Source organism: Planotetraspora sp. A-T 1434, assembly GCF_025420585.1.
In the GTDB taxonomy this organism is placed as follows: Bacteria; Actinomycetota; Actinomycetes; order Streptosporangiales; family Streptosporangiaceae; genus JAOEGB01.
The window spans coordinates 213,722-238,739 of sequence record NZ_JAOEGB010000007.1 but is presented as its reverse complement, the minus strand read 5'-3'; the positions used below and the strand labels follow the sequence as shown (position 1 = coordinate 238,739).

26 protein-coding genes are annotated in these 25,018 nt (G+C 69.7%); 17 read left to right on the top strand and 9 right to left on the bottom strand.

The window, feature by feature from the left end:
• Nucleotides 1–112 precede the first annotated feature (112 nt).
• Nucleotides 113–1,189: a winged helix DNA-binding domain-containing protein gene (locus N5079_RS11980; RefSeq protein WP_261583708.1), complete on the bottom strand. Its 1,077-nt coding sequence runs from the start codon at nucleotides 1,187–1,189 to the stop codon at nucleotides 113–115.
• Nucleotides 1,190–1,327: 138 nt separating this feature from the next.
• Here N5079_RS11980 and N5079_RS11975 point away from each other — a divergent pair, with 138 nt between their 5' ends.
• From N5079_RS11975 to N5079_RS11940, 8 genes are all read left to right on the top strand, one after another.
• Entirely contained in the window at nucleotides 1,328–2,530 is a 1,203-nt protein-coding gene (locus N5079_RS11975) for a hypothetical protein (RefSeq protein WP_261583707.1), read from the top strand.
• A 150-nt stretch (nucleotides 2,531–2,680) separates the two neighbouring features.
• The gene (locus N5079_RS11970; RefSeq protein WP_261583706.1) at nucleotides 2,681–3,202 is read left to right on the top strand and encodes a hypothetical protein; all 522 of its coding nucleotides are present in this window, start codon (nucleotides 2,681–2,683) and stop codon (nucleotides 3,200–3,202) included.
• Between the two features lie 111 nt (nucleotides 3,203–3,313).
• Nucleotides 3,314–4,546 carry a YncE family protein gene (locus N5079_RS11965; RefSeq protein ID WP_261583705.1) on the top strand — a complete coding sequence of 411 codons (1,233 nt, stop codon included), beginning with the start codon at nucleotides 3,314–3,316 and terminating at the stop codon, nucleotides 4,544–4,546.
• 252 nt (nucleotides 4,547–4,798) lie between these two features.
• Nucleotides 4,799–6,901 (top strand): phosphocholine-specific phospholipase C, encoded by a 2,103-nt coding sequence (locus N5079_RS11960; protein WP_261583704.1) that lies wholly within the window; start codon nucleotides 4,799–4,801, stop codon nucleotides 6,899–6,901.
• Nucleotides 6,902–7,270: 369 nt separating this feature from the next.
• Nucleotides 7,271–8,239 (top strand): CapA family protein, encoded by a 969-nt coding sequence (locus N5079_RS11955; protein WP_261583703.1) that lies wholly within the window; start codon nucleotides 7,271–7,273, stop codon nucleotides 8,237–8,239.
• Nucleotides 8,240–8,601: 362 nt separating this feature from the next.
• Nucleotides 8,602–9,195 carry a DinB family protein gene (locus N5079_RS11950; RefSeq protein WP_261583702.1) on the top strand — a complete coding sequence of 198 codons (594 nt, stop codon included), beginning with the start codon at nucleotides 8,602–8,604 and terminating at the stop codon, nucleotides 9,193–9,195.
• A 257-nt stretch (nucleotides 9,196–9,452) separates the two neighbouring features.
• Nucleotides 9,453–9,617 carry a 50S ribosomal protein L33 gene (gene rpmG, locus N5079_RS11945; RefSeq protein ID WP_261583701.1) on the top strand — a complete coding sequence of 55 codons (165 nt, stop codon included), beginning with the start codon at nucleotides 9,453–9,455 and terminating at the stop codon, nucleotides 9,615–9,617.
• Nucleotides 9,614–9,859: a type B 50S ribosomal protein L31 gene (locus tag N5079_RS11940; RefSeq protein ID WP_261583700.1), complete on the top strand. Its 246-nt coding sequence runs from the start codon at nucleotides 9,614–9,616 to the stop codon at nucleotides 9,857–9,859. The genes rpmG and N5079_RS11940 overlap by 4 nt, the downstream gene beginning before the upstream one ends.
• 120 nt (nucleotides 9,860–9,979) lie before the next feature.
• Here N5079_RS11940 and N5079_RS11935 read toward each other — a convergent pair whose 3' ends face one another.
• The gene (locus N5079_RS11935) at nucleotides 9,980–10,570 is read right to left on the bottom strand and encodes a Dps family protein (RefSeq protein ID WP_261583699.1); all 591 of its coding nucleotides are present in this window, start codon (nucleotides 10,568–10,570) and stop codon (nucleotides 9,980–9,982) included.
• Between the two features lie 272 nt (nucleotides 10,571–10,842).
• On the opposite strand from N5079_RS11935, the gene N5079_RS11930 reads away from it, so the two are divergent.
• From N5079_RS11930 to N5079_RS11910, 5 genes are all read left to right on the top strand, one after another.
• A complete protein-coding gene (locus N5079_RS11930; protein ID WP_261583698.1) occupies nucleotides 10,843–10,992 on the top strand; it encodes a hypothetical protein in 150 nt (49 codons plus the stop codon).
• Between the two features lie 123 nt (nucleotides 10,993–11,115).
• Nucleotides 11,116–11,502 (top strand): molybdopterin-binding protein, encoded by a 387-nt coding sequence (locus N5079_RS11925; protein WP_261583697.1) that lies wholly within the window; start codon nucleotides 11,116–11,118, stop codon nucleotides 11,500–11,502.
• Between the two features lie 176 nt (nucleotides 11,503–11,678).
• Nucleotides 11,679–12,428, top strand: a complete 750-nt coding sequence (modA, locus tag N5079_RS11920) for a molybdate ABC transporter substrate-binding protein (RefSeq protein WP_410007774.1) — start codon at nucleotides 11,679–11,681, stop codon at nucleotides 12,426–12,428.
• 7 nt (nucleotides 12,429–12,435) lie between these two features.
• Complete coding sequence (gene modB, locus N5079_RS11915) at nucleotides 12,436–13,230, top strand: molybdate ABC transporter permease subunit (RefSeq protein WP_261583696.1); 795 nt, start codon at nucleotides 12,436–12,438, stop codon at nucleotides 13,228–13,230.
• A gap of 10 nt (nucleotides 13,231–13,240) precedes the next feature.
• On the top strand, nucleotides 13,241–14,269 hold the full coding sequence (locus tag N5079_RS11910; RefSeq protein WP_261583695.1) for an ABC transporter ATP-binding protein: 1,029 nt from the start codon (nucleotides 13,241–13,243) through the stop codon (nucleotides 14,267–14,269).
• Here the strand turns inward: N5079_RS11910 and N5079_RS11905 are convergent.
• Both N5079_RS11905 and N5079_RS11900 read right to left on the bottom strand, forming a co-directional pair.
• Nucleotides 14,257–15,630: a glycoside hydrolase family 28 protein gene (locus N5079_RS11905; RefSeq protein WP_410007773.1), complete on the bottom strand. Its 1,374-nt coding sequence runs from the start codon at nucleotides 15,628–15,630 to the stop codon at nucleotides 14,257–14,259. The genes N5079_RS11910 and N5079_RS11905 overlap by 13 nt on opposite strands.
• Before the next feature lie 165 nt (nucleotides 15,631–15,795).
• The gene (locus N5079_RS11900; RefSeq protein ID WP_261583694.1) at nucleotides 15,796–17,214 is read right to left on the bottom strand and encodes an MFS transporter; all 1,419 of its coding nucleotides are present in this window, start codon (nucleotides 17,212–17,214) and stop codon (nucleotides 15,796–15,798) included.
• 92 nt (nucleotides 17,215–17,306) lie between these two features.
• Between N5079_RS11900 and N5079_RS11895 the strand changes: the two genes are divergently transcribed.
• Nucleotides 17,307–18,173, top strand: coding sequence for an alpha/beta fold hydrolase (locus N5079_RS11895; protein ID WP_261583693.1), 867 nt, complete (start codon nucleotides 17,307–17,309; stop codon nucleotides 18,171–18,173).
• Nucleotides 18,174–18,191: 18 nt separating this feature from the next.
• On the opposite strand, the gene N5079_RS11890 is transcribed toward N5079_RS11895, so the two are convergent.
• From N5079_RS11890 to N5079_RS11875, 4 genes are read right to left on the bottom strand one after another with little or no spacing between them, the layout of a single operon-like run.
• Nucleotides 18,192–18,563 carry a hypothetical protein gene (locus N5079_RS11890; RefSeq protein ID WP_261583692.1) on the bottom strand — a complete coding sequence of 124 codons (372 nt, stop codon included), beginning with the start codon at nucleotides 18,561–18,563 and terminating at the stop codon, nucleotides 18,192–18,194.
• 22 nt (nucleotides 18,564–18,585) lie between these two features.
• A complete protein-coding gene (locus N5079_RS11885; protein ID WP_261583691.1) occupies nucleotides 18,586–19,020 on the bottom strand; it encodes a roadblock/LC7 domain-containing protein in 435 nt (144 codons plus the stop codon).
• Nucleotides 19,017–20,012, bottom strand: a complete 996-nt coding sequence (locus tag N5079_RS11880) for a hypothetical protein (RefSeq protein WP_261583690.1) — start codon at nucleotides 20,010–20,012, stop codon at nucleotides 19,017–19,019. The genes N5079_RS11885 and N5079_RS11880 overlap by 4 nt, the downstream gene beginning before the upstream one ends.
• A gap of 4 nt (nucleotides 20,013–20,016) precedes the next feature.
• Entirely contained in the window at nucleotides 20,017–20,391 is a 375-nt protein-coding gene (locus N5079_RS11875; RefSeq protein WP_261583689.1) for a roadblock/LC7 domain-containing protein, read from the bottom strand.
• Between the two features lie 355 nt (nucleotides 20,392–20,746).
• Here N5079_RS11875 and N5079_RS11870 point away from each other — a divergent pair, with 355 nt between their 5' ends.
• Both N5079_RS11870 and N5079_RS11865 read left to right on the top strand, forming a co-directional pair.
• Complete coding sequence (locus N5079_RS11870) at nucleotides 20,747–21,352, top strand: NAD(P)-dependent oxidoreductase (RefSeq protein ID WP_261583688.1); 606 nt, start codon at nucleotides 20,747–20,749, stop codon at nucleotides 21,350–21,352.
• Nucleotides 21,353–21,390: 38 nt separating this feature from the next.
• Nucleotides 21,391–21,930: a DUF523 domain-containing protein gene (locus tag N5079_RS11865; RefSeq protein ID WP_261583687.1), complete on the top strand. Its 540-nt coding sequence runs from the start codon at nucleotides 21,391–21,393 to the stop codon at nucleotides 21,928–21,930.
• On the opposite strand, the gene N5079_RS11860 is transcribed toward N5079_RS11865, so the two are convergent.
• Nucleotides 21,888–23,135 carry a DUF4032 domain-containing protein gene (locus N5079_RS11860; protein WP_261583686.1) on the bottom strand — a complete coding sequence of 416 codons (1,248 nt, stop codon included), beginning with the start codon at nucleotides 23,133–23,135 and terminating at the stop codon, nucleotides 21,888–21,890. The two genes, N5079_RS11865 and N5079_RS11860, sit on opposite strands and share 43 nt — an antisense overlap.
• Before the next feature lie 57 nt (nucleotides 23,136–23,192).
• On the opposite strand from N5079_RS11860, the gene N5079_RS11855 reads away from it, so the two are divergent.
• Nucleotides 23,193–24,839, top strand: a complete 1,647-nt coding sequence (locus N5079_RS11855) for a DUF885 domain-containing protein (protein WP_261583685.1) — start codon at nucleotides 23,193–23,195, stop codon at nucleotides 24,837–24,839.
• Nucleotides 24,840–25,018: the final 179 nt, after the last annotated feature.

Sequence of the window (25,018 nt, the reverse complement as noted above, 5' to 3'; positions counted from 1 at the left end):
TGACATAAGCACCTGCACAGGCCGTGGCGCCGGCTCACCCTTCAAGCTCAGGTCATCACACGCTCTCTCATGCCGCGAAGGGCTCCCACCACCGCAGCGGGGTAGGCGGCGCTCACACGAAGCGGATGTCGTGGGCGGTGGCCTCGGCCGCGGCGAAGCGGAGCAGGTCCGCACCCTCGGCCGCCAGCGCGTCGCGGGGGCCGGAGAACAGAGGCTGGAAGGGCTCGATCTCCAGGACGGCCGTGCCCCCGCCCTGGACGATCCGCCACAGGCCCGCGACGAAACCGTCCACCAGGATGGTGGCCTTGATGATCCCGTTGACCGTGAAGACGATCTTGCGATGCTCCTCGGACATGATCCGGGCGCGGTCGGCGTGCGAGAGGAGCAGGTTGTCGAACTCCGGGATGAACCGGACCGGCACGTCCGTGTCCGGATCAGGAAGCGGGCCGTCGGGCACGTCGAACAGCTCGACCCCGTGCTCGTCGCGGTGCACCACCAGATCCGGCAGCCTCTTCACGACCGAGCGCAACCCGGTCAGGCCGGACCACGCCTGCATGTCCTTGACAGAGGCCGGTCCGAACGCGGCCAGATATCGCAGGACCATGGCGTCGATCGCGGAGCCGTCGCCCAGCGGCTCACCGAGCCACGACTCCACGCTGGTGTGCCTCGCCTGAGAGACGGCGCCCCAGATGCCACGCGGCGGGACCTGGACCAGCGGCACCCCCACCCGCACGGCGCGCGACAGCACGTCAGGATTCGGCCACTTCTCCGCCAGCATCATGCCGAGCTCGTTGAACGTCAGCGGTCGCTCCTCGACGAGCCTTCGGCCCGCGGCCACGACCTCTTCCATGTCTGCCCCGTCCAGCCGCTTCGCGTACGAGGTGCGGAACCATCGATCGAGGACGGGCTGCACGGCCGGCCGCAGGGCGAGGCAGTCGCGGGCGCTGACCAGGTGGATCGTGCCACGCATCAAGGCGATCCGCACCGCCGTCCGGTCGAGCAGGAGCCGCGCGAGGTCGCCGTGGCCGAAGCCGAGCAGCCGCGTCCACAGGCCGACGTACGGCGGGAGCGGCGCCTGGGACTGCATGCCGACGAGGTGCTCGATCGCGTCCAGGGCCCTCAGGGGATGGCGACGCAGCAGCAGCTGGCGCTCCAGGAAGGCCCTGTTGAGCGCGCGACGGGTCAGCATGCCGCCAACTTTAAGGACCCCCGCCGACATTTTCGTCGTCCGGCGGCCGTCGCACCTCCGTCGGGAGACGGGGGGCCGCTTGAGAAGATGAGAGTGTGCGAGAAAGGAAGGTCACACGCACGCTAAGGGGTACGTCAAATGATCTCCATCGATGTCCCGGCGTGGGCCGCTCGGCTGCGCGCGCTGCGCCGGGGGCGGCTGTGGCGCCGCCGTGATCTGGGCGAGCGGATGGCCGTCTCCGCGGACGAGGAATCGCGTGACCACCTGCCCCCGCTCGAGACGCTGACGCGGACGATCGAGCAGTGGGAGGCAGGGGTGAGACGGCCCGGCGAGGAGCAGGCCGAGCTGCTGTGCCGGGCCTTCGGGGTCACCGAGCAGGAGCTGTTCGTCGGAGAGGCGCTCGGGACCACCTTCTGGCACCATGTGACCGGCGTCCCGCTGCTGCCGGCGATGTTCGCCCCCGAAGACGAGGAACGGACGGGCCGGGCGATCGAGAGACCGGAGCGGGCCGACGACGCGACGGTCCGCTATTTCGAGGCGGTCCTCGACGCCTACACCCGCGCCGACCTGCGGCCGGGCGACCTGGCCGGTGTCCTGCGCCCACTGCTCGCCGGGATCGAGACGTTCCACCGGGACGCCGGATCGCGGGTGCGGCGGGCACTGCTGCCGCTCGCCTCGCGGAACGCGGAGCTGATCAGCCGCATGCGGCACGAGGCGGGCGACGCGGAGGGGGCGCTGGCGTGGTCGGACGAGGCCGTCCGGGATGCGCGCGAGGCCGCCGACACGCTGATCGAGTCCTACGCGCTGGCCCAGCGGGCCGGCCTCGTGGACACGGCCGCCGGTCCTCGCGAGCTGGTCGAGATCGCCGTCGCCGCCCGCGCGCACGGGCACATCCCCGCACGGGTGGACGCCCTGTCGCGGTGGCACGAGGCGCAGGGTCACGCGCTGGCGGGAGAGGAAGATCTGTGCCACCGGTGCCTGGAGGAGTCGGCCCAGTCCCTCGCTGAGCCGGGGGAGGACCTGCCGTACCAGGTGGACACCTCAGCCGAGGCCCACAAAGCGCTGTGCGCCGGATGCCTCGTCGATCTCGGCCACGCCGGAGGCGCGATCGAGATCCTCGAGCACGGTCCCACTCGGCCCCGGACTGGTTATGCCAGGGCGTACACCATGGCGCTGATGGCCCACGCGTACGCCGACGCCCACGAGCGGGAGCGGTCGGCCGACCTGGCTCACGAGGCGCTCGCGCTGGCCCGCCGCACCGGCGCCGCCCGAGCTCTGCGAGAGCTCAGCCGGGTCCGCCTGCCTCGGGCCGCGTCCGCGCGCCGCCGCATCCTGCTGTAGCCCGGGGAAGCGCGGTCAGGGCGCCTCCCCGGGCCTGCTCCCCGGGCCTGCTCGGGTTGCCGACGCAGGTCGTAATGTCACACTGCTGGAGAGGCGGCATGACACTGCGGGGAGTCGGCTCGGCGCCCCGCGCGCTCCAGGAGTGCCGTCATGACCCGATTCGCCCGTGAAGACCACGTCGAAGTCGCCGACCTGCTGCTCTCAGGCCCCTTTCATCACGCTCTGCGCGCCGCCATCCGCGACAGCGCGCTCACCCTCGAACGGCTGCGCTGCCGCGTCATGCAGGCGGACCGTCTCGGCCGGGTGGAACGCCATCCGTCCGAGCCCGTGCTCATAGCGGAGTATCTGTTCGACGTGGTCCTGCGCGCTGGCGAGACCTGGGTGTTCGAGCACGCGGTTGTCGACCACAGCGGCCAGGCCGGCACCGAGTGCGGCTACGGCTTCCGCCACCCGGTGTCCCAGTACGTCCTGGAGGTGCGCTTCCACCCCGAGCGCCTGCCCGCGGGCTGCTATTCGTACGCACGGCACGGGCTGAGCGGCCCGTTGCTCCGGACGGGGTCGCTGGCCATGAACCCTCACCACGCCGTGCATCTGTCCGCCATTCGGGAAGCCGATGACGATCACCTCTGTTCCATCTCGGCCAGGTTTGCCCGGCTGCCGGCAAACCGATGAGCAGACCACCTACCGGCAACGAGAACGCAAGTCGGTGCGCCGTTTCCCAGGGCGCGGTGCCATGCGCGCATAGAACAGGCCTGTCATCGTCGATCGACATGGGAGGTCCCAATGCCGGCGCATTGGACGAGAAACCCGGTAGACAATCGCCATCCGGAACGTCCCGGTCAGCGCCATGGGCGCGGGTGGCGGTCCCGGCTGCGGTCATTGGTGGCCGCGGCGGCCATCGCGGCCGGGCTGGCGCCGCTGATGGCCGCGCCTTCCCAGGCTGTGGCCGCTGCGCAGGTTCAGGAGTTCGCCTACGTGGCCAACATCGACGACGACACCGTGTCGGTGATCAATACCGCTACCAACGCCGTCGTTCAAACCATCAACCTCGCTCCCTCTGGGGACGGTCCCGCCGGCGTGGCGATCACCCCCGACGGCACACGCGCCTACGTCACCAACCAGTTTTCGAGAAACGTGTCGGTGATCGATACCGTTACCAACACCGTCCTCACCACCATCGACCTCGTGGCCCCCTCCGGTGCGCTCTTTCCCGTCGGGGTGGCGATCACCCCGGACGGCAGCCGCGCCTACGTGGCCAACCGCGACTCGGACAACGTGTCGGTCATCAACACCGCTACCAACACCGTCATCGCGACCATCAACGTCGTTCCGTCCGGCGGGGACGGCCCGTTCTTGCTGGCGATCACCCCGGACGGCAGCCGTGTCTACGTGGGCAACGCCTTCTCGGACAACGTGACGGTGATCCGCACCTCTGACAACGCCATCCTCACCACCATCCCCACTCCCTTGGGAGACGCTCCGCAAGGGGTGGTGATCACTCCGGACGGCAGCCGCGCCTACGTGCCCAACTTCATCTCGAACAACGTGACGGTGATCAATACCGCTACCAACACCGTCCTCACCACCATCGACCTCGTGGTCCCTTCCGGTGGGAGCAACCCCATCGGGGTGGCGATCACTCCCGACGGCAGCCGCGCCTACGTGGCCAACCGCGGCTCGAACAACGTGTCGGTCATCAACACCGCTACCGATACCGTCATCGCGACCATCAACCTCGCCCCCTTCGGCGGGAACGGTCCCGTCGGCGTAGCGATCACGCCCGACGGCCAACACGCCTACGTCACCAACACCAATACGGACAATGTGCTGGTGATCGATACCACTAGCAACCAGGTCGTGGCCGGCCCCATTGCCGTCCGCGACCTTCCCTTTGGGGTGGCGATCCGGCGTGTCGTCAACGTTGACCGTCCGATCACGAAGTCCAAGCCCAAGGTCAAGGCCAAGCACAGGGGCAAGGTCAAGATCAGGAATCACGTGGTCCAGGAGCAAGGCTAAGGCGTTTCCCATGCCGGGCCAGACGCCCGTGGTCAGGCCGTCCTTGGCGTGTTCCATGGTTCCGGTGACTCCGCGTCCTCGCGCGCTGGTTGCCCTATGGGCACTGGACGGATTGACTGCGGGTGCTGGTCTCCGAGACCTCTCAGCTCATATGCCTTGAGGCCCCCGGCGGCACCCTTATCCCGACAGGTGAGCTCGCTGTTAGGTTTATGGGCGTTTGACCGTTACGTCTTCAGAGGGACGCTCATCACCATGCCAGCCGGGTCCTCGCTTCCGCCGTCCCTGTCGCGTGTGCTCGCGCGGCCCGTTCCGGCCGGGAGCCTCTCCGACATCGAACACGTGGTCTTCGTCATGCAGGAGAACCGGTCGTTCGACCATTACTTCGGGCGCATGCGCGGCGTGCGGGGCTTCGGAGACCGCAACGCCGTGGCGACGCGGGCGTGCCGATCGGTCTTCGAGCAGGACGGCGTGCTGCCCTTCCCGGTCCGAGAGGCGGCCGAGGACGCGGGGGCCGATCCCATGCTGCTCGACACCCACGACCACAGCTGGCTCGGCACCCAGAACGCCTGGGCGATGGGCTGGCACGACGCCTGGGTGCCCAACAAGGGCCACTCCACCATGGCGTATTACGACCGTCATGACCTGCCGCTGCACTACGAACTGGCGGACGCCTTCACCATCTGCGACGCCTACCACTCCTCGGCGCTGACTTCCACGACGCCCAACCGCAACTACCACATCTCCGGCTATACCGGCTATGAGCCGGGCACCGGGCAGCGGGCCGTCGACAACGACGCCTGCGAGGAGGACGGGCACGCCGGCTACACCTGGGTCACGGTGCCCGAGCTGCTGAGCCAGGCCGGGCACAGCTGGCAGGTCTACCAGGAGTGGGACAACTACCAGTGCAACAACCTGGAGTTCTTCGCGACGTTCAAGGCTGTCATGGCGAAGCTGGGGCAGACCAGCATGCACTCCTTCTACGAAGCGGTCCGGGCGGCCGATGACCCGGCGCCGCTGCTGGCCGGACTCGACGAGAGGGTGGCCCGGCTCGACCCCGCCGACCGGGAGCTCTACGACCGGGCGCTCCGCCGTACGCGCACGGGCGGCCTGGGGGAGTGGTTCTCCGCCGACGTGGCGGCCGGACGCCTTCCCGCCGTGTCCTACATCGTGACCTCGCTCGCGGACTCCGAGCACCCGGAGGGGTCGTCGGCAGTCGAGAGCGGGAAGATCATCTATCAGGTCCTCGACGCGATCGCCTCGCAGCCCGAGGTGTGGGGGAGCACGGCCGTCTTCATCACGTACGACGAGAACGACGGCTTCTTCGATCACGTTCCTCCGCCCGTCCCGCCGGACGGGACTCCCGGCGAGTTCGTCAACGGGCGTCCCCTGGGGCTCGGCGTCCGCGTGCCCATGATCGTGGTGTCGCCGTGGACCGTGGGAGGCAACGTCTGCTCCGAGACGTTCGACCACAGCTCGACCGTGCGCTTCCTGGAGTCCTGGCTGGGCATCAAGGCGCCCGACATCAGCGCCTGGCGGCGTACGGTCGTCGGCGACCTCACCTCCGCCTTCGACTTCGACGCGCCGCCGGCGCACCCGGTCGGGAAGACACCGGCCCCGCAGAGCCCTGCAGCCGACCTTCCCGCGTCTGAGGTGGCCGCCTCCGGTGTTCCCGCATCCGGCGCGGCGGACCCCGGCGTGGTGGCTTCGAGCGTGGTGGCATTGGGGGGCGCGGCTTCCCGGGCGGCGACTCCCTCGGGTGAGCGGTGGTATCCCGCCGTCCCGGCCGAGCAGCGGATGCCCGTCCAGGAGCCGGGCACCAGGCGGGCCCGCGCTCTGCCGTACCAGCCGGACGCCTCCGCGCGGACCACCGGCCGTGCGGTCGAGATCACCATGAGCAACGGCGGTGCGGCGAGCGCGCACCTGACGCTGTACAGCTACCTCGGCGAGCTCGTCCGTCCCCAGCACTTCGATGTGCTCGGCGACCTCCGGGAGGTGGTCTACTTCCCGACCGACGCGTACGACCTGGTCCTCACCGGGCCGAACGGCTTCCGCCGGGAGTTCCGCGGCGTGGTCGAGGACCCCGTCGAGGTCACCAGCGAGATCGACGCCGCCACGCGCACGATCACTTTCCACGTCCGCAACACCGGCGACTCGCCGGCGCACGTCACGATCTCACCCCTGGCGTACGGCGGGGCTCCCGAGGCCATTCAAGTGGCGTCGGGGACCACTGGGCACTTCCCATGGAAGACCGAGACCGGCTGGTACGACCTGAAGGTCATCGTCGCCGGGAACACCACGTTCGCCCGCCGGCTGATGGGCCACATCGAGAACGGCAGGCCGAGCGTCACAGGCTGACCGGCACCGCGATCGATCATGGCGAAAGTGCTGTCTCAAAGCTGTCCGGCCGTATTGCAGCACTATCGTCATGATCGTTTTTCGTCGCGGGGCCGGAGGAGCGCCTTGGAGGTCACGCGAACCGCGTTGCGGGGCGGGCGGTCGCCGCGCCTCGCTGGAACGTGCGGTCCTCGCGTCGGTCGCCGCGCCTCACCGGAACGTGCGGTCCTCGCGTCGGTCGCTTCGCTTGGCCGGCCGCTGCGGTCCTCGTCCCGGCGTGCTGCGCTCCCTCGTCTGATCCTTGAGGTCGGTCCTCCGGCGTGCCCGGGACATCCCGATTCGCAGGCCGATGGCCGGGTAGGGGGCGATCGGGCTGGTAGGTGATGTGCGATGCCGGTGACTCTGGCGATGGCGGGGGACACGATGCTGGGACGTGGCGTGGCCGATGTCCTGGCCGAGTCGGCGGACCCCGCCCGGTTCTTCTCCGCCGACCTTCGCGAACGGCTCGCGGAGGCTGACCTTTTCGTCCTCAACCTCGAATGCTGTATCTCGGATCGGGGTTACAAATGGGACGCGCCGGGGAAGCCATTCCACTTCCGCGCGCCGCCGGAGGCCGCCGACCTGCTCGCGCAGCTCGGTGTGGGGTGTGTGACCCTGGCCAACAACCACGCGCTGGACTACGGCCCCGAAGCGCTGCTAGACACCCGCGAGCATCTGCTCCGTGCTGGAATCCGCAGCGTCGGCGCCGGCGCCGACGAGGCCGAGGCACGCCGACCGGAGGTGATCACGGTCGACGGCGTCCGCGTCGGGGTGCTCGGAGTGACCGACCATCCCGCCGACTTCGCGGCGTCAGCCGTACGGCCCGGCGTGGCCTATGCCGATCTGGTCACGGGTGTGCCGCCCTGGCTGGTCGCGCAGGTCCGGCGGCTGCGGGACCGGTCCGATGTCGTGCTGGTGACGCCGCACTGGGGGCCCAACATGAGGGACCGGCCGCGGGCCTACATCCGGTCCGCCGCGCGGGCTCTGACCACTGCCGGGGCGACGCTCGTCGCGGGTCATTCGGCCCATGTGTTCCACGGGGTCGCCCCGCCCGTGCTCTACGACCTCGGGGACTTCCTCGATGACTACATCGTGGACGCCCGGCTCCGCAACGACCTGGGGCTGCTGTTCCTCGTGACGCTCGACGAGCATGGGCCGATCCGGCTGCGGGCGGTGCCGATCGAGCTGCGGTACTGCCGGACGCGGCTGGCCCGCGATGAGGACTGGCGCTGGATCCGCGACCGGTTCAGCGCGGCCTGCACGGGTCTGGGAAGCTCCTCCACGGAGGAGGACGGCCTGCTGGTGGTCGAGATGAGGTGACCCCCGCCTCCGCCCCCATGCGCGTGATCATGCACAGCTTCCCCGGTATGCCGCGCGAGCTGGAAACACGCCCGTCGTGATCATGCACAGGCTCCGGCACTTGCCCTATGAAGTGGGAAGACCTCCATCGCGATCATGCATCTCGTTGAACGTGTGATCGTGACACCGGAACGGGCGGCTCAGGTGCCGCAGCCGGGGGTACGGGGTGAGACCGCGGCGGGAACGGTATGGCACGCGTGATGGTTCCGAAACTTGTCGGTGCCGGATGTCAGCATCGAGCAGGTGCCGGCAGCAGGGGTTCGACAGGATGGGCACGTGCCGGCATCGACGTTCTCGATGGCTTCGAACCGGGGGTTGATCACATGCCCGCATATGTCCCTCCAGTCGCGGACGAGCGCGAGGGGCTGCTCGGCTACCTCGCCCAGCAGCGTCACACGCTACGCGTCACCGCCCATGGGCTTACCGACGAGCAGGCCAGGGCCACGCCGACCGCCAGTGAGCTGAGCGTCGGCGGCCTCATCAAGCACGTCGCCACGACGGAGAGAAGCTGGATGGACACCGTGCTGGGGCGCGAGAGGCTCTCCCGGTCGGAGCGGGAGAAGAACTACCACGCCGCTTTCCGGCTGGAGCCCGGAGAGACCCTTGCCGGGGTGCTCGATCTCTACGCCGAGGTGGCGGCGGAGACGGAGGAGATCGTCGCGGGCATCCCCGATCTCGGTCAGGCGGTCCCCGTTCCGAAGGGCGTGCCGTGGTTCCCTGACGACGTCGAGGCATGGTCGGTGCGCTGGGTCCTGCTCCACCTCATCGAGGAGACCGCCCGTCACGCCGGGCATGCCGACATCATCCGCGAAGCGGTCGACGGCGCAACCGCCTTCCCGCTGATGGCCGCGGCGGAGGGCTGGCCCGCCACTCCCTGGCTCCAGCCCTGGAAGCCGTCGCCTCCCCCGGCGCGCTGACCTCAGCCTCAGCGGCAGCCGAAGCCTCAGCGAAGCCGCAGCCTCAGCGGCAGCCGAAGCCTCAGCCTCAGCGGTAGGCGTCGCGGCCGCCTGCATGGCGTCCAACGACGTTCGACCGGGCCCGCACCGCGAACGGGCGCCTGCATGGCCTTCGTGGCTCCACCTGCGTGGGATGTCGCGGCCGGAGCGGGATTATTTCTTGGGTGAAAACGGTTATCGCTCCCGTCGAACGGCCTATCGTCCCGGAGGGAGCTGGATTGGCCAGGAACGAGCTGCGACCGGTGGTCAAGCTGCGATCGACGGCGGGCACCGGTTTCACTTACATCACCCGCAAGAACCGCAGGAACGACGCCGACCGGCTGAGCCTGCGCAAGTACGACCCGATCGTCCGCCAGCACGTCGTCTTCAAGGAGGCGCGATGAGGAAGAACATCCACCCGGCCTATCACTCCGTGGTGTTCCGCGACGCCAGCGCCGGCTTCGCCTTCCTGACGAGGTCCACCATGACCAGTGGGAAGACAATCGAGTGGCAGGACGGCAGGACGTATCCGGTGGTCGACGTCGACGTGTCCTCGGCGAGCCACCCCTTCTACACCGGCCGCAACCGGGTGCTAGACAGCGCCGGACGGGTCGAGCGCTTCAACCAGCGGTACGGACGTCGTTGACGACCACGGCCGGCCTGGGCGCGTTCAGGATGGGACGCTTCTGGTGACCGGGCAGACACCGGATCGTTGGCGCTGCCAACGCCGTCGCCGTCCAGGCGGCGTCGGCGGCGTCGGCGGCTGTCAGGCGTGGACGAGCGGAGTGTCGACGAGATGCTCGGCGAGGAACCACGCCTGAAGCTCGCCGGTCCGGATGACCTCGGAGACGAGCAGGTCGTTGGTTCCGTCGTCGCCCATCTCGGCGGTCCGCGCGGCGGCGTCGTGCGCGGCGACGAGGATCGTCTCGTGCGCCTCCAGCAGGCGCGACAGCATGGCGGGAACCTCTTCCACGCCATCCGGAGGACGCGGGATCACGGTGACCTCGGCGACCTGCCGGGGATCTCCGATCGCTACCCCGCCGAGGGTCTGCACCCTCTCGGCGATCATGTCGATCAGCGGCAGCTGCTCGGTGGCGTGCTTGTCCAGGAGCAGATGCAGCTGGTAGAACGTCGGGCCACGCATCAGCCAGTGATGCTTCTTGTAGAGGCTGTAGAGGATCTGGGTGTCGGCCAGGATCTGGTTGAGCCGCTGGCAGGAGTATGCCCGGGTCTCCATGGAGAGGCCGATGGGAAACTGCCGTACCGTCCCGAACTCCTGGATCTCGATCCCCTTCTGGTGCAGCCACGGCTGGCTGCTTCCACGGTGCTGTGCTTTGGCGGAAGGCTTGACACCCAAGGCGTCTCTCCTCACTCTCGGGGGCTGGCGGTGGCTTCAGAGCCACCCTGCTGAGTGTTCCCGCAGGCCACGCCTACCGGACCCCCGAACATGCCCTTATGTGTTCATTTCTGGTAAAGACCTGGCGATGAACCGGAGCGGCGAAAGCCGCGTACCTCGAAGGTGCGACTTTCACGCCAGAGGGGGCTCACCCTCCGGGGCCGCCGGACGCTCGCCGTCCGGGTCGCTGCCCCCGCCGCACGTTCGCCACCCAGCAGGGGAAGGGCGAGTGGATGGACCAGGCTCCGGAGTACAGCCCGCACCTCGTCGGGAACCTGTGGACCGCCCTCGCCCCTCGCGCCGTGCTGGATCGGCTGCGGCAAAGGATCGGGGGAGACCTGCACCTCAAGGACCACAGCACGAAGAGCCCCGCTCCCCGGTGACGCGGGCCCAGGGAGAAGGGTGACGATGGCATCGCGTTTGCGAGCCTTGTACGAGAGCAACCCTCGCATTACCAAACCAATACCGGGCTTGCCCCTTGATCTCACCATGTCTAGGGTGGAGCCATGTTCCGGATCAGCGAGTCGGCGGCGTTGCTGGGAGTCAGCGCCGACACCGTCCGTCGGTGGGTGGACGCGGGGCGGCTGGCCGCCGAGCGGGACGCCAACGGGCACCGGATTATCTCCGGCGCCGACCTGGCCGCGTTCGCCAGATCACAGGCGGTCCGCGACGAGCACGGCGCCACGTCGTCGGCCCGCAACCGGTTCCGCGGCATCGTGACCGAGGTGGTCAGAGACGGCGTCATGGCCCAGGTGGAGATCGCCGCGGGGCCGTTCCGGGTCGTCTCGCTGATGAGCCGGGAGTCCGCCGAGGAGCTGGGCCTGGAGCCCGGCGTCGTGGCGGTCGCCGTGGTGAAGTCCACGAACGTGGTCGTCGAGATTCCCAGCGCCTGACGCGGCCGCTCCGAGGAGATCGATGTGAAGGTGGGGCCAGGGTGAAGGTGCGAGGCAGGGTGAAGCCGGCGACTAAGCGTCCGATTCTCGGGAGGCCGGACGCCAGGACCCGAGGTCGCAGGGGCTGGCTGGTCGGCGGCTCGGCGGTCGGAAGCCCGGTTGTCAGGGGCCCCGTAATGAGCGGTTCGGCGGTCAGGAGCCTCGTCTCCGCGCTGCTGTTGATGGTGCTGCTCGCCGCGGCGGGATGCGCCGGCGGGAAGAAGGAGCCGGAGACGCTCACGGTCTTCGCGGCGGCCTCGCTGACCGAGTCGTTCGGCACGCTGGGCAAGGCGTTCGAGAAGTCCCATCCGGGCGTGACCGTGAAGTTCAACTTCGGCGGCAGTTCGACGCTGGCCCAGCAGATCGTCCAGGGCGCTCCGGCCGACGTCTTCGCCGCCGCGAGCCCGGCAACCATGAAGCAGTCAGGTGCGCCCTCGCCGAGAATCTTCGCCCGCAACAGGCTGGAGATCGCCGTGCCGAAGGGCAATCCGGCGCACGTGGCCGCGCTGAAGGATCTCGCCAACCCCGCCGTCAAGGTCGCTCTCTGCGCCGAGCAGGTGCCCTGCGGCGCCGCCGCCGTCAAGGCTCTCGCCGCCGGGGGCGTGACGGTCAAGCCCGTGACGCAGGAGCAGGACGTCAAGGCGGCGCTGTCCAAGGTCAGGCTGGGCGAGGTGGACGCCGCGCTGGTCTACCGTACGGACGTCAAGGCGGCGGCGGGCGCGGTGGAGGGGATCGAGTTCCCCGAAGCGGACAAGGCCATCAACGACTACCCCATCGCGGCCGTGCCGAAGACCGCCCACCTGGTCCTCGCGAGGGAGTTCATCGACCTCGTCCTGTCCGACCAGGGCCGCCGCGTGCTGACCGACGCGGGCTTCACCGCGGTCTGATCCAGTCATGGGGGTGGAGGGGCCAGGTGTGAGAGGCGCGGCGCCGTGGGGGCTGGCGGTTCCGGCCGTGGCCGGGATGGCGTTCCTTGTGCTGCCGCTCGTCGGCCTCGCCGTACGGGCGCCCTGGACGACGCTGCCCGCACGGCTGACGGAGCCGAGGGTGCTGGAGGCCCTGCGGTTGTCGCTGATCACGGCCACGACGGCGACCGTCGTGTGTCTGGCGCTCGGGGTCCCGCTGGCCTGGCTCCTCGCGCGGGCCCGTTTTCGGGGGCGCGGGCTTGTGCGGGCGCTGGTCACGGTGCCGCTGGTGCTGCCGCCCGTCGTCGGGGGCGTGGCATTGCTCCTGGTGTTCGGGCGGAACGGGCTGATCGGCCGGTGGTTCAGCGGCGCCTTCACGCTGCCGTTCACGACCGCCGGGGTGGTCATGGCCGAGGCGTTCGTGGCGATGCCGTTCCTCGTCATCAGCGTCGAGGGGACGCTGCGGGCCGCCGATCCGCGCTACGAGGAGGCCGCCGCCACCCTCGGGGCTTCCCGCTGGACCGTCTTCCGAAGGGTCACGCTGCCGCTGGTCGCTCCGGGAGTCGTCGCGGGGGCCGTGCTGTGCTGGGCGAGGGCGCTGGGCGAGTTCGGCGCGACGATCACCTTTGCCGGGAACCTCCCCGGCACCACCCAGACGATGCCGCTCGCTGTCTATCTGGCTCTGGAGACTGATCCGGAGGCCGCGATCGTGCTCAGCCTGGTCCTGCTCGCCGTCTGCGTCGCCGTCCTCGCCGTGCTCCGCGACCGGTGGATCAAGGCGTGAGGTGCGCGTGATGCTCAGCGCCCGTCTGGTCGTGGAGCGCGAGCGGTTCCGGCTCGACATCGTGATCGACGCGGCCGCCGGGGAGGTCGTCGCGCTGCTGGGGCCCAACGGCGCGGGCAAGACCACCGCGCTGCGCGCGCTCGCCGGTCTCGTACGGCTCTCGCACGGCGAGATCGTCCTGGACGGTGAGCCCATTCACGAGCGGCCCGCGGAGCGGCGCTCCATCGGCATGGTGTTCCAGGACTATCTGCTCTTTCCGCACCTGTCCGCGCTCGACAACGTGGCGTTCGGGCCGCGCTGCCAAGGGACGCCGAAGGCCCGGGCACGGGTGGGAGCCAGGGAATGGCTCGAACGGATCGGGCTCAAGGACCACCTCCACGCCAGGCCGCATGAGCTGTCCGGCGGCCAGGCGCAGCGGGTCGCCCTGGCGCGGGCCCTTGCCGTACGGCCTAGGCTTCTGCTCCTCGACGAGCCGCTGGCGGCACTCGACGCGCACACACGGCTGGAGATCCGGGCCGGGCTGCGCCGCCACCTGGAGGAGTTCGACGGGGCGGCCGTGCTGGTCACGCATGACCCGCTCGACGCGATGGTGCTCGCCGACCGCCTGGTCGTGGTCGAGAATGGTTCAATCGTCCAGGAGGGCACCCCCGCCGAGGTCGCCCGCCACCCGCGCACGGACTACGTCGCGCGACTGGTGGGCCTCAACCTCTACCGGGGGACCGCCGCCGGGCATCAGGTGACGATCGACGGCCTGACCCTCAGCGTGGCCGAGGAACTGGAGGGGCCCGTGTTCGTGGCCTTCCCGCCTTCGGCCGTGGCGCTCTTCCGGGGCAGGCCCGACGGAACGCCCCGCAACCTGTGGGCGGCCAGGATCGCCGGCATCGAACGGCACGGCGACCAGTTCCGCGTCGGCCTGGACGGTCCGATCAGTGTCTCCGCCGACGTCACCGCCGCCGCGGTCGCCGAGCTTGATCTCCTCCCCGGCCAAGAGGTCTGGGTCGCCGTCAAAGCCACGGAGACCCACGCCTACCCGGCCTGACCCCGCTCGACTCCGTTGACGACGACCTTCCGCATGGTCAGGTCGTCGGTGAACACGATCTTGTCGGGGCCGGTGATGCCGGTGAACTCGCACTTCTCCAGGTGCACGCCGACCAGGTGGTCGGTCTCCAGGCCGACGAGGTTGAGCACCGCGTCCGCGCCGTCGATCCTGAACTTCTCCAGCCGGATGTCGCGCACCGACACGGGCAGCGTGCCGGGCTCGTTGTTGTAGCTCATGTTGATGAAGACGATCTCCCGGTCCACCTTCTGGCCGGTGAACTTGCGGACGTATACGCCCTCGACGAAGCTGCCGCGTTTCCTGTTCGCCTTGATGTAGACCGGATATTTCACCGGATAGTTGCCGGGGAAGTCCGGCGAGTTGATCAGGCAGCGCTCGGCGAAGACGTTCCGCACCCCGCCCGACATCTCGCTGCCCACCGTGATGCCGCCCCAGCGGCCGGAGAAGTAGCAGTCCTGGACGACGACGTTCTCGCTGGGCACGCCCACCCTGCGGCCGTCGGCGTCACGCCCCGACTTGACCGCCACGCAGTCGTCGTTGGTATTGAACCGGCAGTCGCGGATGTGCACGTAGGAGGACGCCTCGACGTCGCAGCCGTCCGTGTTGTACAGCGTGCTGACCACGGTGATGCCGCGCACGGTGACGTTCGTCGACAGGACCGGGTTGACCGTCCACATGGGCGGCTCGAGGATCGTGACGTCGCTGACCAGGATGTTCTGACATTTCAGGAACTGGACCATGGCGGGGCGCAGGTAGTGGCCCGCGCCGAACACGCGCTGCTCCACCGGCACGCCGTCGTCGCCCATCTTGCGCAGGGCCCGCTGGTCGGCTCCCTGGGGGCCACCCTTGGCGTACCAGCTCTCCCACGGGCCTTTCCCCGCCTGGCCGTCCAGTGTCCCTTTGCCCGTGACGGCGATGTCGCTCTGGCCATGGGCGTAGATAAAGGGGGAGTAGTTGTAGCACTCGGTGCCTTCCCAGCGGGTGAAGACGACCGGCAGGTAGGCGTTCGGGTCGGTGCTGAAGGCGATCACACCGCCCTCGGAGACGTGCAGATCGACATTGCTGAGCAAATGGATGGCGCCGGTCAGTAACCGTCCCGGCGGCACCACGACGTGCCCCCCGCCCGCCTCGTGGCACGCGGCTATCGCCGCCTTGAACGCTTCGGTGCAGTCGGTGGTGCCGTCCCCGACTCCTCCGAAGTCCGTGACATCCCACCATTTGTCTGGGAAGCGCGGGGGCCGAATCTTTCGCAGGATCTCCGGGACCCGGTGCCACGGGTCCGCCGATCCGGGTTCTGCCTGTGCCAGGGCCGTTCCAGGCGCGAGGACGGCGGCGGCGAGCACGCCCCCTGCTTTTAGTAAAGATCGTCGTGATGGCATCGTCACCACCGGAGTAAGGAGACATCGGATCTCTGGAGCCTAGAATAGATTTCTCGGATGGTGAAGGAGATGCCAATGAGAATCGCGCCCTTGGGCGGAGGCGGGTCTGAGCTCCGCGCCCAAGGTGACTCATCGGGCCTCCACCGCCTCCCGGGCCGTGAGGCGCCGCGCGGTTCGCTCGGCGGTTTCCCTGGCCCACCGGCCCGTGGTCGCGACGCCGACGCACAGGACGAGCACGCCGTACAGCGCCATGATCCACCAGCCCACGTGGGCGGCGCGGACGAAGCCCGAGCCGTGCGCGGACGCGGCGACGACGGACCCGGCGATCGCCACGCCGAGGGACTGGCCGACCTGGCGGCTGGTGGAGGCGACGGCGGCGGCGACCCCCGCCTGGGCCAGCGGCATCCCGGACACGGCCGTCGTGGTGATGGGCGGGTTGAGCATGGCGAACCCCAGCCCGAAGACCACGTAGATCGCCAGCAGCACCGGGATGGGCGTGGTCAGCGTGATCTGAGTGAGCAGCGCGCCCGCGGCCGCGACGCAGCCGCCGGCCACGACGAGTGACGGCCGCGGCCCGCGGGTCCCGACCAGCCTTCCCGACACCGGCCCGAAGACGAGCGAGATCAGCGCGATCGGCAGCGTGTACAGCCCGGCCTCCAGGGCGGACAGCCCCCGGTGGCTCTGGAGATAGAGCGTGTTGAGGAACAGGAAGGAGCCGAGGGCGGCGAAGCCCGACACGGCGATGGCCGCCGCTCCGGAGAACGGCGCGCTCCGGAAGAACCGCACGTCGATGAGCGGCTCGTCCCGGCGCGGCTCGTACACGAGCAGCGCCACCAGGGCGAGCACCGCGACGGCGAAGCATCCCATGATCAGCGGAGATGTCCAGCCGGCCTCCGGGCCTTCGATGATCCCGTAGGTCAGCGGCCCCAGCAGCGCGATGACCAGGATCTGCCCGACGGGGTCGATCCGGCGTGCCTTCGGCGCCTTGGACTCCGGGACGAACCGCCAGGTCAGCGCGATCGCGAGCAGGCCGATCGGCACGTTGATCCAGAAGATGGCCCGCCAGTTGACCGTGTCGGTGAGCAGCCCGCCGACGACCGGTCCCAGCGCCATGCTGATGCCGACGACGCCGCCCCATACGCCGATGGCCTGCGCGCGCTCGCGCCGGTCGGTGAAGGTGTTCGTGATGATCGACATGGCCACCGGGTTGAGCATCGAGCCGCCGATCGCCTGGACCGCCCGGAAGATCACGAGCCACAGGAGGCTCGGCGCGACGCTGCAGAGCAGCGAGCCGGTCGTGAAGACGGCCAGGCCGATTTGGAAGACGCGCCGCCGCCCGATCCGGTCCGCCGTCGAGCCGGACAGCATGAGCAGGCTCGCCAGCGTGAGCGTGTACGCGTCGACCGTCCACTGGAGGCCGGAGACCGGGGCGCGCAACTCGCGCCCGAGCGCCGGCAGCGCCACGTTCACGATCGTGTTGTCCAGCGAGACGATCAGCAGGCTCATGCAGCAGATGAGCAGAACCGAAATCCGCCTTCGGTGGCTCATGCAGCGACACCTCGTTAGTTGTACTAAGGAAACGGTACAACTCCGTCCCCACGCCTTGCCGTACGGCTGAACAGAATGGGATTCTGTTCGGCATGCGTGCGACGGCGAACGGGATCGAGATCTACTACGAGGCGTTCGGCGAGCCCGGGGGCCGCCCGCTCCTGCTCGTCATGGGGCTCGGCATGCAGATGATCGGCTGGGACGAGGAGTTCATCGGACTGCTGGTGAACAAGGGTCACGAGGTCGTCCGGTTCGACAACCGCGACATCGGCCTGTCCACCCATCTCACCCACGACCCCGACCTGCTCGCGGCCCTTGGCGGGAACACGTCCGGCGCGCCGTACACGGTGGACGACATGGCGGACGACACCGCCGGTCTGCTGGACGCCCTCGGCTGGGAGAGCGCGCACGTCGCAGGCGCCTCGATGGGCGGCATGATCGCGCAGGCCCTCGCCATCCGGCATCCGGGCCGCGTCCGCAGCCTCACCTCGATCATGTCCACGACCGGCCCCGAGGTCGGCGGTCCGACCGAGGCGGCCATGGCCGCGCTGCTGGTCCCTCCCGCGCCGGGCCGTGAGAACGCCGTCGAGCGGGCGCTGGCGACGTGGCGCGTCGTCGGCTCGCCGGGGTATGCGATGGACACCGAGCGCGTCGCCCAGGTGGCCCGCGAGAGCTACGACCGGGCCTACGACCCCGCCGGGGCGGCCCGCCAGCTCGTCGCGATCCTCGCCGCCAAAGACCGTACGGCAGGCCTGCGCGGGCTCACGATCCCCGCGCTGGTGATCCACGGCGAGGACGACCCGCTGGTCACGCCGCCGGGCGGCGCCGCCACCGCCGACGCCATCCCAGGGGCCAAGCTCCTGACCTTCCCCGGCATGGGGCACGATCTGCCCCGCGAGCTCTGGCCGGAGATCGTGGAGGCCATCAGCGAGCTCACCGGCCGGGAGGCCGCCGTCTGACGGCCTCCCAAGATACGGTCACACCTCAAGCTTGTCCTCGATCGTGCGCAGCTGGTGCCGGGCCATCGCGAGGTTGGCACGGCCGCGGTCCAGGGCCAGGTAGAGGAACAGGCCCTTGCCGCCGCGCCCGGTGAGCGGGCGGATGATGTGATACTGGCCGCCCAGCGTGATGAGGATGTCCTCGATGGCGTCCTTGAGCTGCAAGGCGTCCATCGCCCGCAGCTTGGCCTTGACCACCTCGGTGTTGGCCGCCGCCGCGACCTGGAGGTCGAGCTCCTTGGAGCCGCCGAGCGTGCCCAGCGCCATCCCGCTCCCGTAGTCGACCACGGCGGCGCCGATCGAGCCGTCGATGGCCAGCATCTCCTTGAGAGAGACGTCCATGTTCGCCATGTGCTTGTTCTCCTATTCGCGGCTATTCGCGGTTATTTGTGGCTATTTCGCGTTCGACGATGGCGGCGAGCTTGGCCGCCGTCTTGCGTCCCTCGATCCGGAGCAGGCCGAGGTTGGCGCCCGGGCCCGCGAGAACGGTGAGGACGAGCTTGGGCCCCGCGGCGTAGCTCGCGGTGTGTCCCCGGGTGCCGGAGATCAGGGTCTCCTCGAGCCGGCCGACCTGGGCGAGATCGGTCATCCGGCGGCTCATCGACAGCAGCGCCGACGTGAGCGCGGCCGTCTGCTCGGTGTTGGCGGCGAGGTCGGTCGTCACGAGCATGCCGTCCACCGTGCAGGTGAGCGCCCCGGTGATCTCCGGCGCGCGGGTCCTGAGGAGGACGAGCTCCTCGTAAATTTCGCGGCGCAGATCCATCGGGATCGCCTTTCCGGCCCGCTTGAGCCACGTGCGCGTGATCACTGCAGTGCCTCCAGCGCGTCACGCAGCCTGATGAGCAGGTTCATGTCGGCCGGGTCCCCGCTGACCTCCGGCAGACCGGCGCTCGTCCCGGCCGGTCCGGCTCCCTGGCCGGCCCCTTGCCCGGCGCTCTGACCGGCTTCCGGATGCCGTACGACCACGCGCGGCGCCGCGTTCGAGGCCCGCTTGGGCAATGCGGAGGCTCCCTGCGATCTCCCGGCCGGCGCGGAGGTTCCCGATCCCGGCGACTCCTCGGGCGGTGGCGGGGCTCCCGATCCCGGCGGTCCCTCTGGCGGCGCGGGGGCTCCCGGCTCGGGTCCCGTGGCGAGCAGCCCCGCGGACGCGAGCTCCCGTACGGCCAGCAGCGTCGAGTAGGCAGGACGCCCGAGACGGCGGGCGAGCTCCACCGGGGTGGCCGTGGCGTCGGCCGCGAGCAGCACCTCCCACTGCGCGGCGGTGAGGACGACGTGCTTGCCGGGGATGCGCGGGAGCGGGACGACCGGCCGGGTGTCGAGCTCCGCCGACGGCCACACGCCGTCCAGCCGCGACCGCCTCCGCCCGCACTCCCGGAACAGGCCGGGAACGTCGAAGAACCAGTGGGTGCCGAGCCAGTGCGTGTCGCCGTCGCGATAACGCGTCCGGGGGGCCGCCTGCTGATGCGGCAAGGCGGACTCGAGCAGGAAGAACGACGCGTCTAGAGTCGCGCCGAGGACGCAGAACTGCAGCTCCCCCCGGCTGAGCACGCCCTCCCGCACCAGGAGGTCGCCGCCCTCGCCTCCGGTGCCGGCGGACTGCCGCGCTTCGCGCACACGGGTGGGGCTGATCCGGCCGGAGGCCGCCAGGAGGTCCTCCACGCCCGGCGTGTCGGCGCATTCGGCATACGACACGCGGCCCCGGGTGAGGTAGAGGATCCCGTCCTTGCCCACTCGCAGGGAGCCTGTGGCGCCCTTCTGGGCCAGGCCGGTGAGCACCGCGTCGAGAGTAGGGGCGGCCATGGGCTCAATGGGCGATGAGCTGGTGGGTGATGGTGCGCAGCCGCCGGCGCGCCAGGGCGAGGTTCGAGTGCTCCAGGTCGAGCCTCAAGCAGATCAGCAGCGGGCCGTCGAACATCATCTCCATGGGCCTGATGAGGTGGTAGCTCGTGTCCGTGGTGATGATCACGTCCTCGATGCGCGCGGCGGTCCCGTCCGCCGACGACAACGCGATCCCGTCGAGCGTGGCGCGGAAGGCCTCGGTCAGCCCGAGGGCCGATCTCGCCGGATCCTGCACGCCTTCCCCCGCCACCGCCATTCCACTGGTGTGGTCCACCAGAATCGCGTCGAGCGCGCCGGGAATGGACATGGCCTCGGAGAGGCAGTCCTCGATCCCGATCACCGGCAACTCCTCGCCACGTAGCCGACACAACCTGGCCAAGGTTAGAGATACCGGCGCATGCCCAATCCGCGGTGCGGGGTATTCAGCTAGGACGAGATAAACAATTCCGTCACAGAGAATAAGGATTCTTCTTCCGTGACTGGAAATATCGGCTTTCGCGAGAATTATTCGTTTTGCTCGCCCGGCCGTCGAGAACTGGACCACCCGCAGGCGCCCCTGCGGGCCTCCGTGATCGGTTCGGGGTCGAATGTCACCTTTGCCCAAGGTATCCATCAGGTACTTAGGGCACTATGAAGTAACCAGTATCCAATGGGTACCATCACGCGGAACGGCATCTCATCGAGGGAGAACAATCGTGAAAGTCTTGTTGATCGGCGCTACCGGGATGATCGGCTCACGGATCGCCGCCGAGCTGGCGAGCCGGGGGCACGAGGTCACCCCGGCGTCCCGGGCGACCGGCCTCGACGCGTCGGACGCCTCGTCCGTCGCGAGGGCCACCGAGGGGCACGACGCCGTGATCAGCGCGGTCGCGCCGCCGCGTGACGGCTCCGATCCCGAGGGCCCGCTGCTCGCCGTCACCCGCGCGCTCATCGAGGGTGTACGGCAGGGCGGCGTCCGGCGGCTGATCGCGCTGGGCGGCGCGGGCGGGCTGGAGGTCGCGCCGGGGACCCGGCTCGTCGACACGCCCGACTTCCCCGAGATCTACAAGAAGGAGTCGCTCGCCCAGGCCGAGGCCCTGGAGGTGTACCGCGGCACCCAGGACCTCGACTGGACCTACGTCGCCCCCGCCGCGGAGATCGCGCCCGGTGAGCGTACGGGCTCCTTCCAGGTCGGCGGCGACCGGCTGCTGACCGACGACGAGGGGAGAAGCTTCGTCTCGGCCGAGGACTGCGCGGTCCTGGTCGTCGACGAGCTGGAGAAGGGCGGCCACATCCGTCAGCGGGTCACGCTCGCCTACTGACGGCCGGGCGGGCGCGACAGCCGTACAGAATGGGAGGTGTGGAACGGATTCTGGTCAGCGCATGCCTCCTTGGTAGCCGCGTGCGGTACGACGGGGGCGCCAAGACCAGCGACGACGAGCTGCTCGCCGCCTGGAGGGCCGAGGGGCGGCTGGTCCCGTTCTGCCCGGAGGTTGAGGGCGGGCTGCCCGTTCCACGGCCGCCGGCCGAGATCGAGGGCGGCGTCGGCGGCGCGGCCGTCCTGACGGGAGCCGCCCGAATCCTCACGCCGGACGGCGAGGACGTGACGAACGCCTTCCTGTCCGGGGCGCAGCGGGCGCTGGCCGTGGCCCAGTCCTTCGGCGTACGGCTGGCCATCCTGAAGGAGGGCAGCCCGTCGTGCGGGTCCCTGCGGATCTACGACGGCACCTTCCGGGGCCGGCTCACCCCGGGCCGGGGCGTCACGGCCGCGCTCCTGGAGCTGAACGGCATCCGGGTCTTCGGCGAGGACCGCATCCCGGACGCCGCCGACCACCTGGCGGGTCTCCTCAGCTCTCGTCAGGGAGACAGCGGATCGGGGACCGCGAGCTCCGGGTCCTGAGCGGTGATGATGGCCTTCTCGTCGGGCTTGTACACCAGGACGTTGTCCACGTAGGACCGCACGGCCGCGTCGAGGCCGACGTCCTTGCCCGCCGCCTCCGACATGTACCAGCGGTGGTCGAGCACCTCGTGGAAGAGCTGGGCGGGCTCCAGCTTGCGCCGCAGCTCGGCGGGGATCGCGTTGACGACCGGCTGGAAGACCTCGGCCAGCCAGCGGTGCGCCACGATGGCCTCGTCCTCGTGGCGCAGGCCGTTCGAGACACGGAAGGAGTCGAGGTCGTTGAGCAGCCGCCTGGCCTGGTTCTCCTCGACGTCGAGGCCGGTCAGCCGGAGCAGGCGGCGCTGGTGATGCCCGGCGTCGACGACCTTGGGCCGCACGAACAGCCGCGACGTGCCGGCCTTGCGGCGGATCATCATCTCGGCGACGTCGAAGCCCAGCGAGTTGAGCCTGCGGATCCGCTGGTCGACCCGGTGCCAGTCGAGCTCGTCGATGAGCTCGTCCTCGGTCAGCTCGGTCCATAGCCGGTTGTAGCGCTCGACGAGCTGCTCGGAGAAGGCCAGCGGGTCGATCGTCGGGTGGAGCAGCCCGCCCGCCTCCAGGTCGAGCATCTCGCCGTAGATGTTCATGTGCGCGACCTCGATGTCGTGCGACCGCTGGCCCTCGCTGATGGCGGGGTGGAGCTCGCCGGTCTCCGCGTCGACCAGGTACGCCGCGAAGGCGCCCGCGTCCCGCCGGAAAAGGGTGTTCGACAGCGAGCAGTCGCCCCAGTAGAACCCGGTCAGGTGCAGCCGTACGAGCAGGACGGCCAGCGCGTCCAGCAGGCGGGTGAGCGTGTCGGGCCGCAGGGAGCCGGACAGCACGGCCCGATAGGGCAGCGAGAACTGCAGGTGCCGCGTGATCAGCGCGGAGTCCAGTTCGGAGCCGTCCTTGCCGGTCCGCCCGGTGACGACGGCGACCGGCTCCACGGCCGGGGTGTCATGCCGCGCCAGGTCCCACAGCAACTGGTACTCCCGCTTGGCGTACCGCGCGCTGATCTCCTTGATCGCGTAGACGCGGCCAGAGAGGCGGGCGAAGCGGACGACGTGCCGGGAGATGCCGCGCGGCAGCGTCACCAGGTGGTGGACGGGCCAGTCTTCGAGGGGGACGTCCCAGGGCAGCCGGATGAGGTCGGGGTCGCTGGGGGCGCCGATCATCTGCAGGGGCACCGATTGCTCCTATTTTCGAGGTCTTCCTGACCAGTGTCCCGGATAGAGTCGAGCGCTATGACGCCGCTCGACGACTTCCTCGCCTGGTACCTGGCCGAGCATCCGGTCAGAGCCGCCCTTCTCGGGGCCGATGGATACGACCACACTCTTGGGGATTTCAGCGAAGCCGGGTTCACGGCCAGGGAACGAGCCGCCGAACAGTGGCTGCTCCGCCTGTCGGCAGAGCCCGCCATGCCCAGCCCGGCGGGGCCGGACGAGCTCGCGGATGAGATCGACAGGGAGCTCGTCGTCTCCTTCCTGCGCGGATCCGTCGCCAGCGCCCGCTGGCCGGACTGGCGGCGCGACCCGGCGCCCTATCTCGGGGCGATCTTCGGCTCGATGTTCACGCCGTTCCAGCAGCGGCTCAAGCCGGAGGTGGAGCTCGTCGAGGCCGCCGTCGCGCGGCTGGCCGAGGTGCCCGCCGTCCTCGCCGCCTGCCGGGCGAACCTCGATCCCGCCCTCGCGGCCGACCTGCTCGTCAAGCGCGGTCTCGACCAGGCGCGTACGGCCCGGCGTTTCCTGACCTCGACGTTGCCGGGCGAGGTCCGGGACGCCGATCTGCGGGTACGGCTCGCGCGGGCCGCCGAGCCCGCCGCCGACGCCTTCGACGAGCTTGTCACGTTCCTGGAAAGCTTCACGGCGAGCGGAAGCTGGCGGATGGGGGAGGAGCTCTACTCCACGCTGCTGCGCGAGCGGGAGATGCTCGGTTACGGCGCGTCCGAACTGCACGAGAAGGGCCGCAAGGCCTGGGACGAGCTCGACGCCCGGATGCGGGAGGTCGCCGCGCGGCTCGGCTCGGCGTCGGGGCCAGGGCAGGGGTCGGGGCCGAGAGAGTCCCCGGATGACTGGCGGGCCGCCATGGAGGCCCTGATGGACGACCACCCGCCGACCCTGGAGGCGATGCGGGCCGAATACGCGGCCGAGACGCTCCGGGCCCGCGACTTCGTCCGCGACCGGGGCCTGGTGACCTTCCCGGAGGGGGAGGAGTGCCAGGTCCTCCCGTCGCCGGAGTTCCAGCGGCCCATCCTCGCCGTGGCGAGCTACCTCGCGCCGCCGCCCCTGACAACGTCGCGCAGCGGCGTGTTCTTCGTGCCGTTCACACCGGACGGCTTCACCGGCGAGCAGGTGCGGCAGCGCCTGCGGACGAACTCCCGCGCCCAGATGCCGTCGATCGCCGTGCACGAGGCCTACCCGGGGCACCACTGGCATCTGGCCTGGATGGCGGGCAGCCCCCGGACCGTCCGGAAGGTCTTCCGCACGCCGTACTTCGTGGAGGGCTGGGCGCTCTACGTCGAGAAGATGATGCACGAGCAGGGGTACTTCGACACGCCGGAGACCGAGCTGGCCCACCTGGACTGCCGGATCTTCCGCGCCGCCCGGATGGTGGTGGACACGGCCCTCCACTGCGGTGAGATGACGATCGAGGAGGCCGAGGAGTTCATGGCCACCAAGGCGTCGCTGTCACCGGGGACGGCCGTGGGCGAGGTGAGCCGCTACTGCGCGTGGCCGACTCAGGCTCCGTCGTACCTGACGGGCGCGCTGGAGATCGAGCGGATCCGGGACGAGTACCAGGGCGATCTTCGGACTTTTCATGACACGATCGCCGGTTCCGGCGGCCTCCCCCTCGGCCTTGCCAGCAAAGCCATCCTCCCCCCGTCCGCGTGATCATGCACGGGTTCCCGAATGGTGGGGGTGACCTGCCCGAGCCCGTTGCGTGATCATGCACGGGTTCCTGCATGGTACGGGTGACCTGCCCGAGGCGGTTGTGTGATCATGCACGGGCTTCGTTGGTCGGCTTGGTCACGGCGACGTGTGATCAAGAGCCAGACGTGTGATCAAGATTA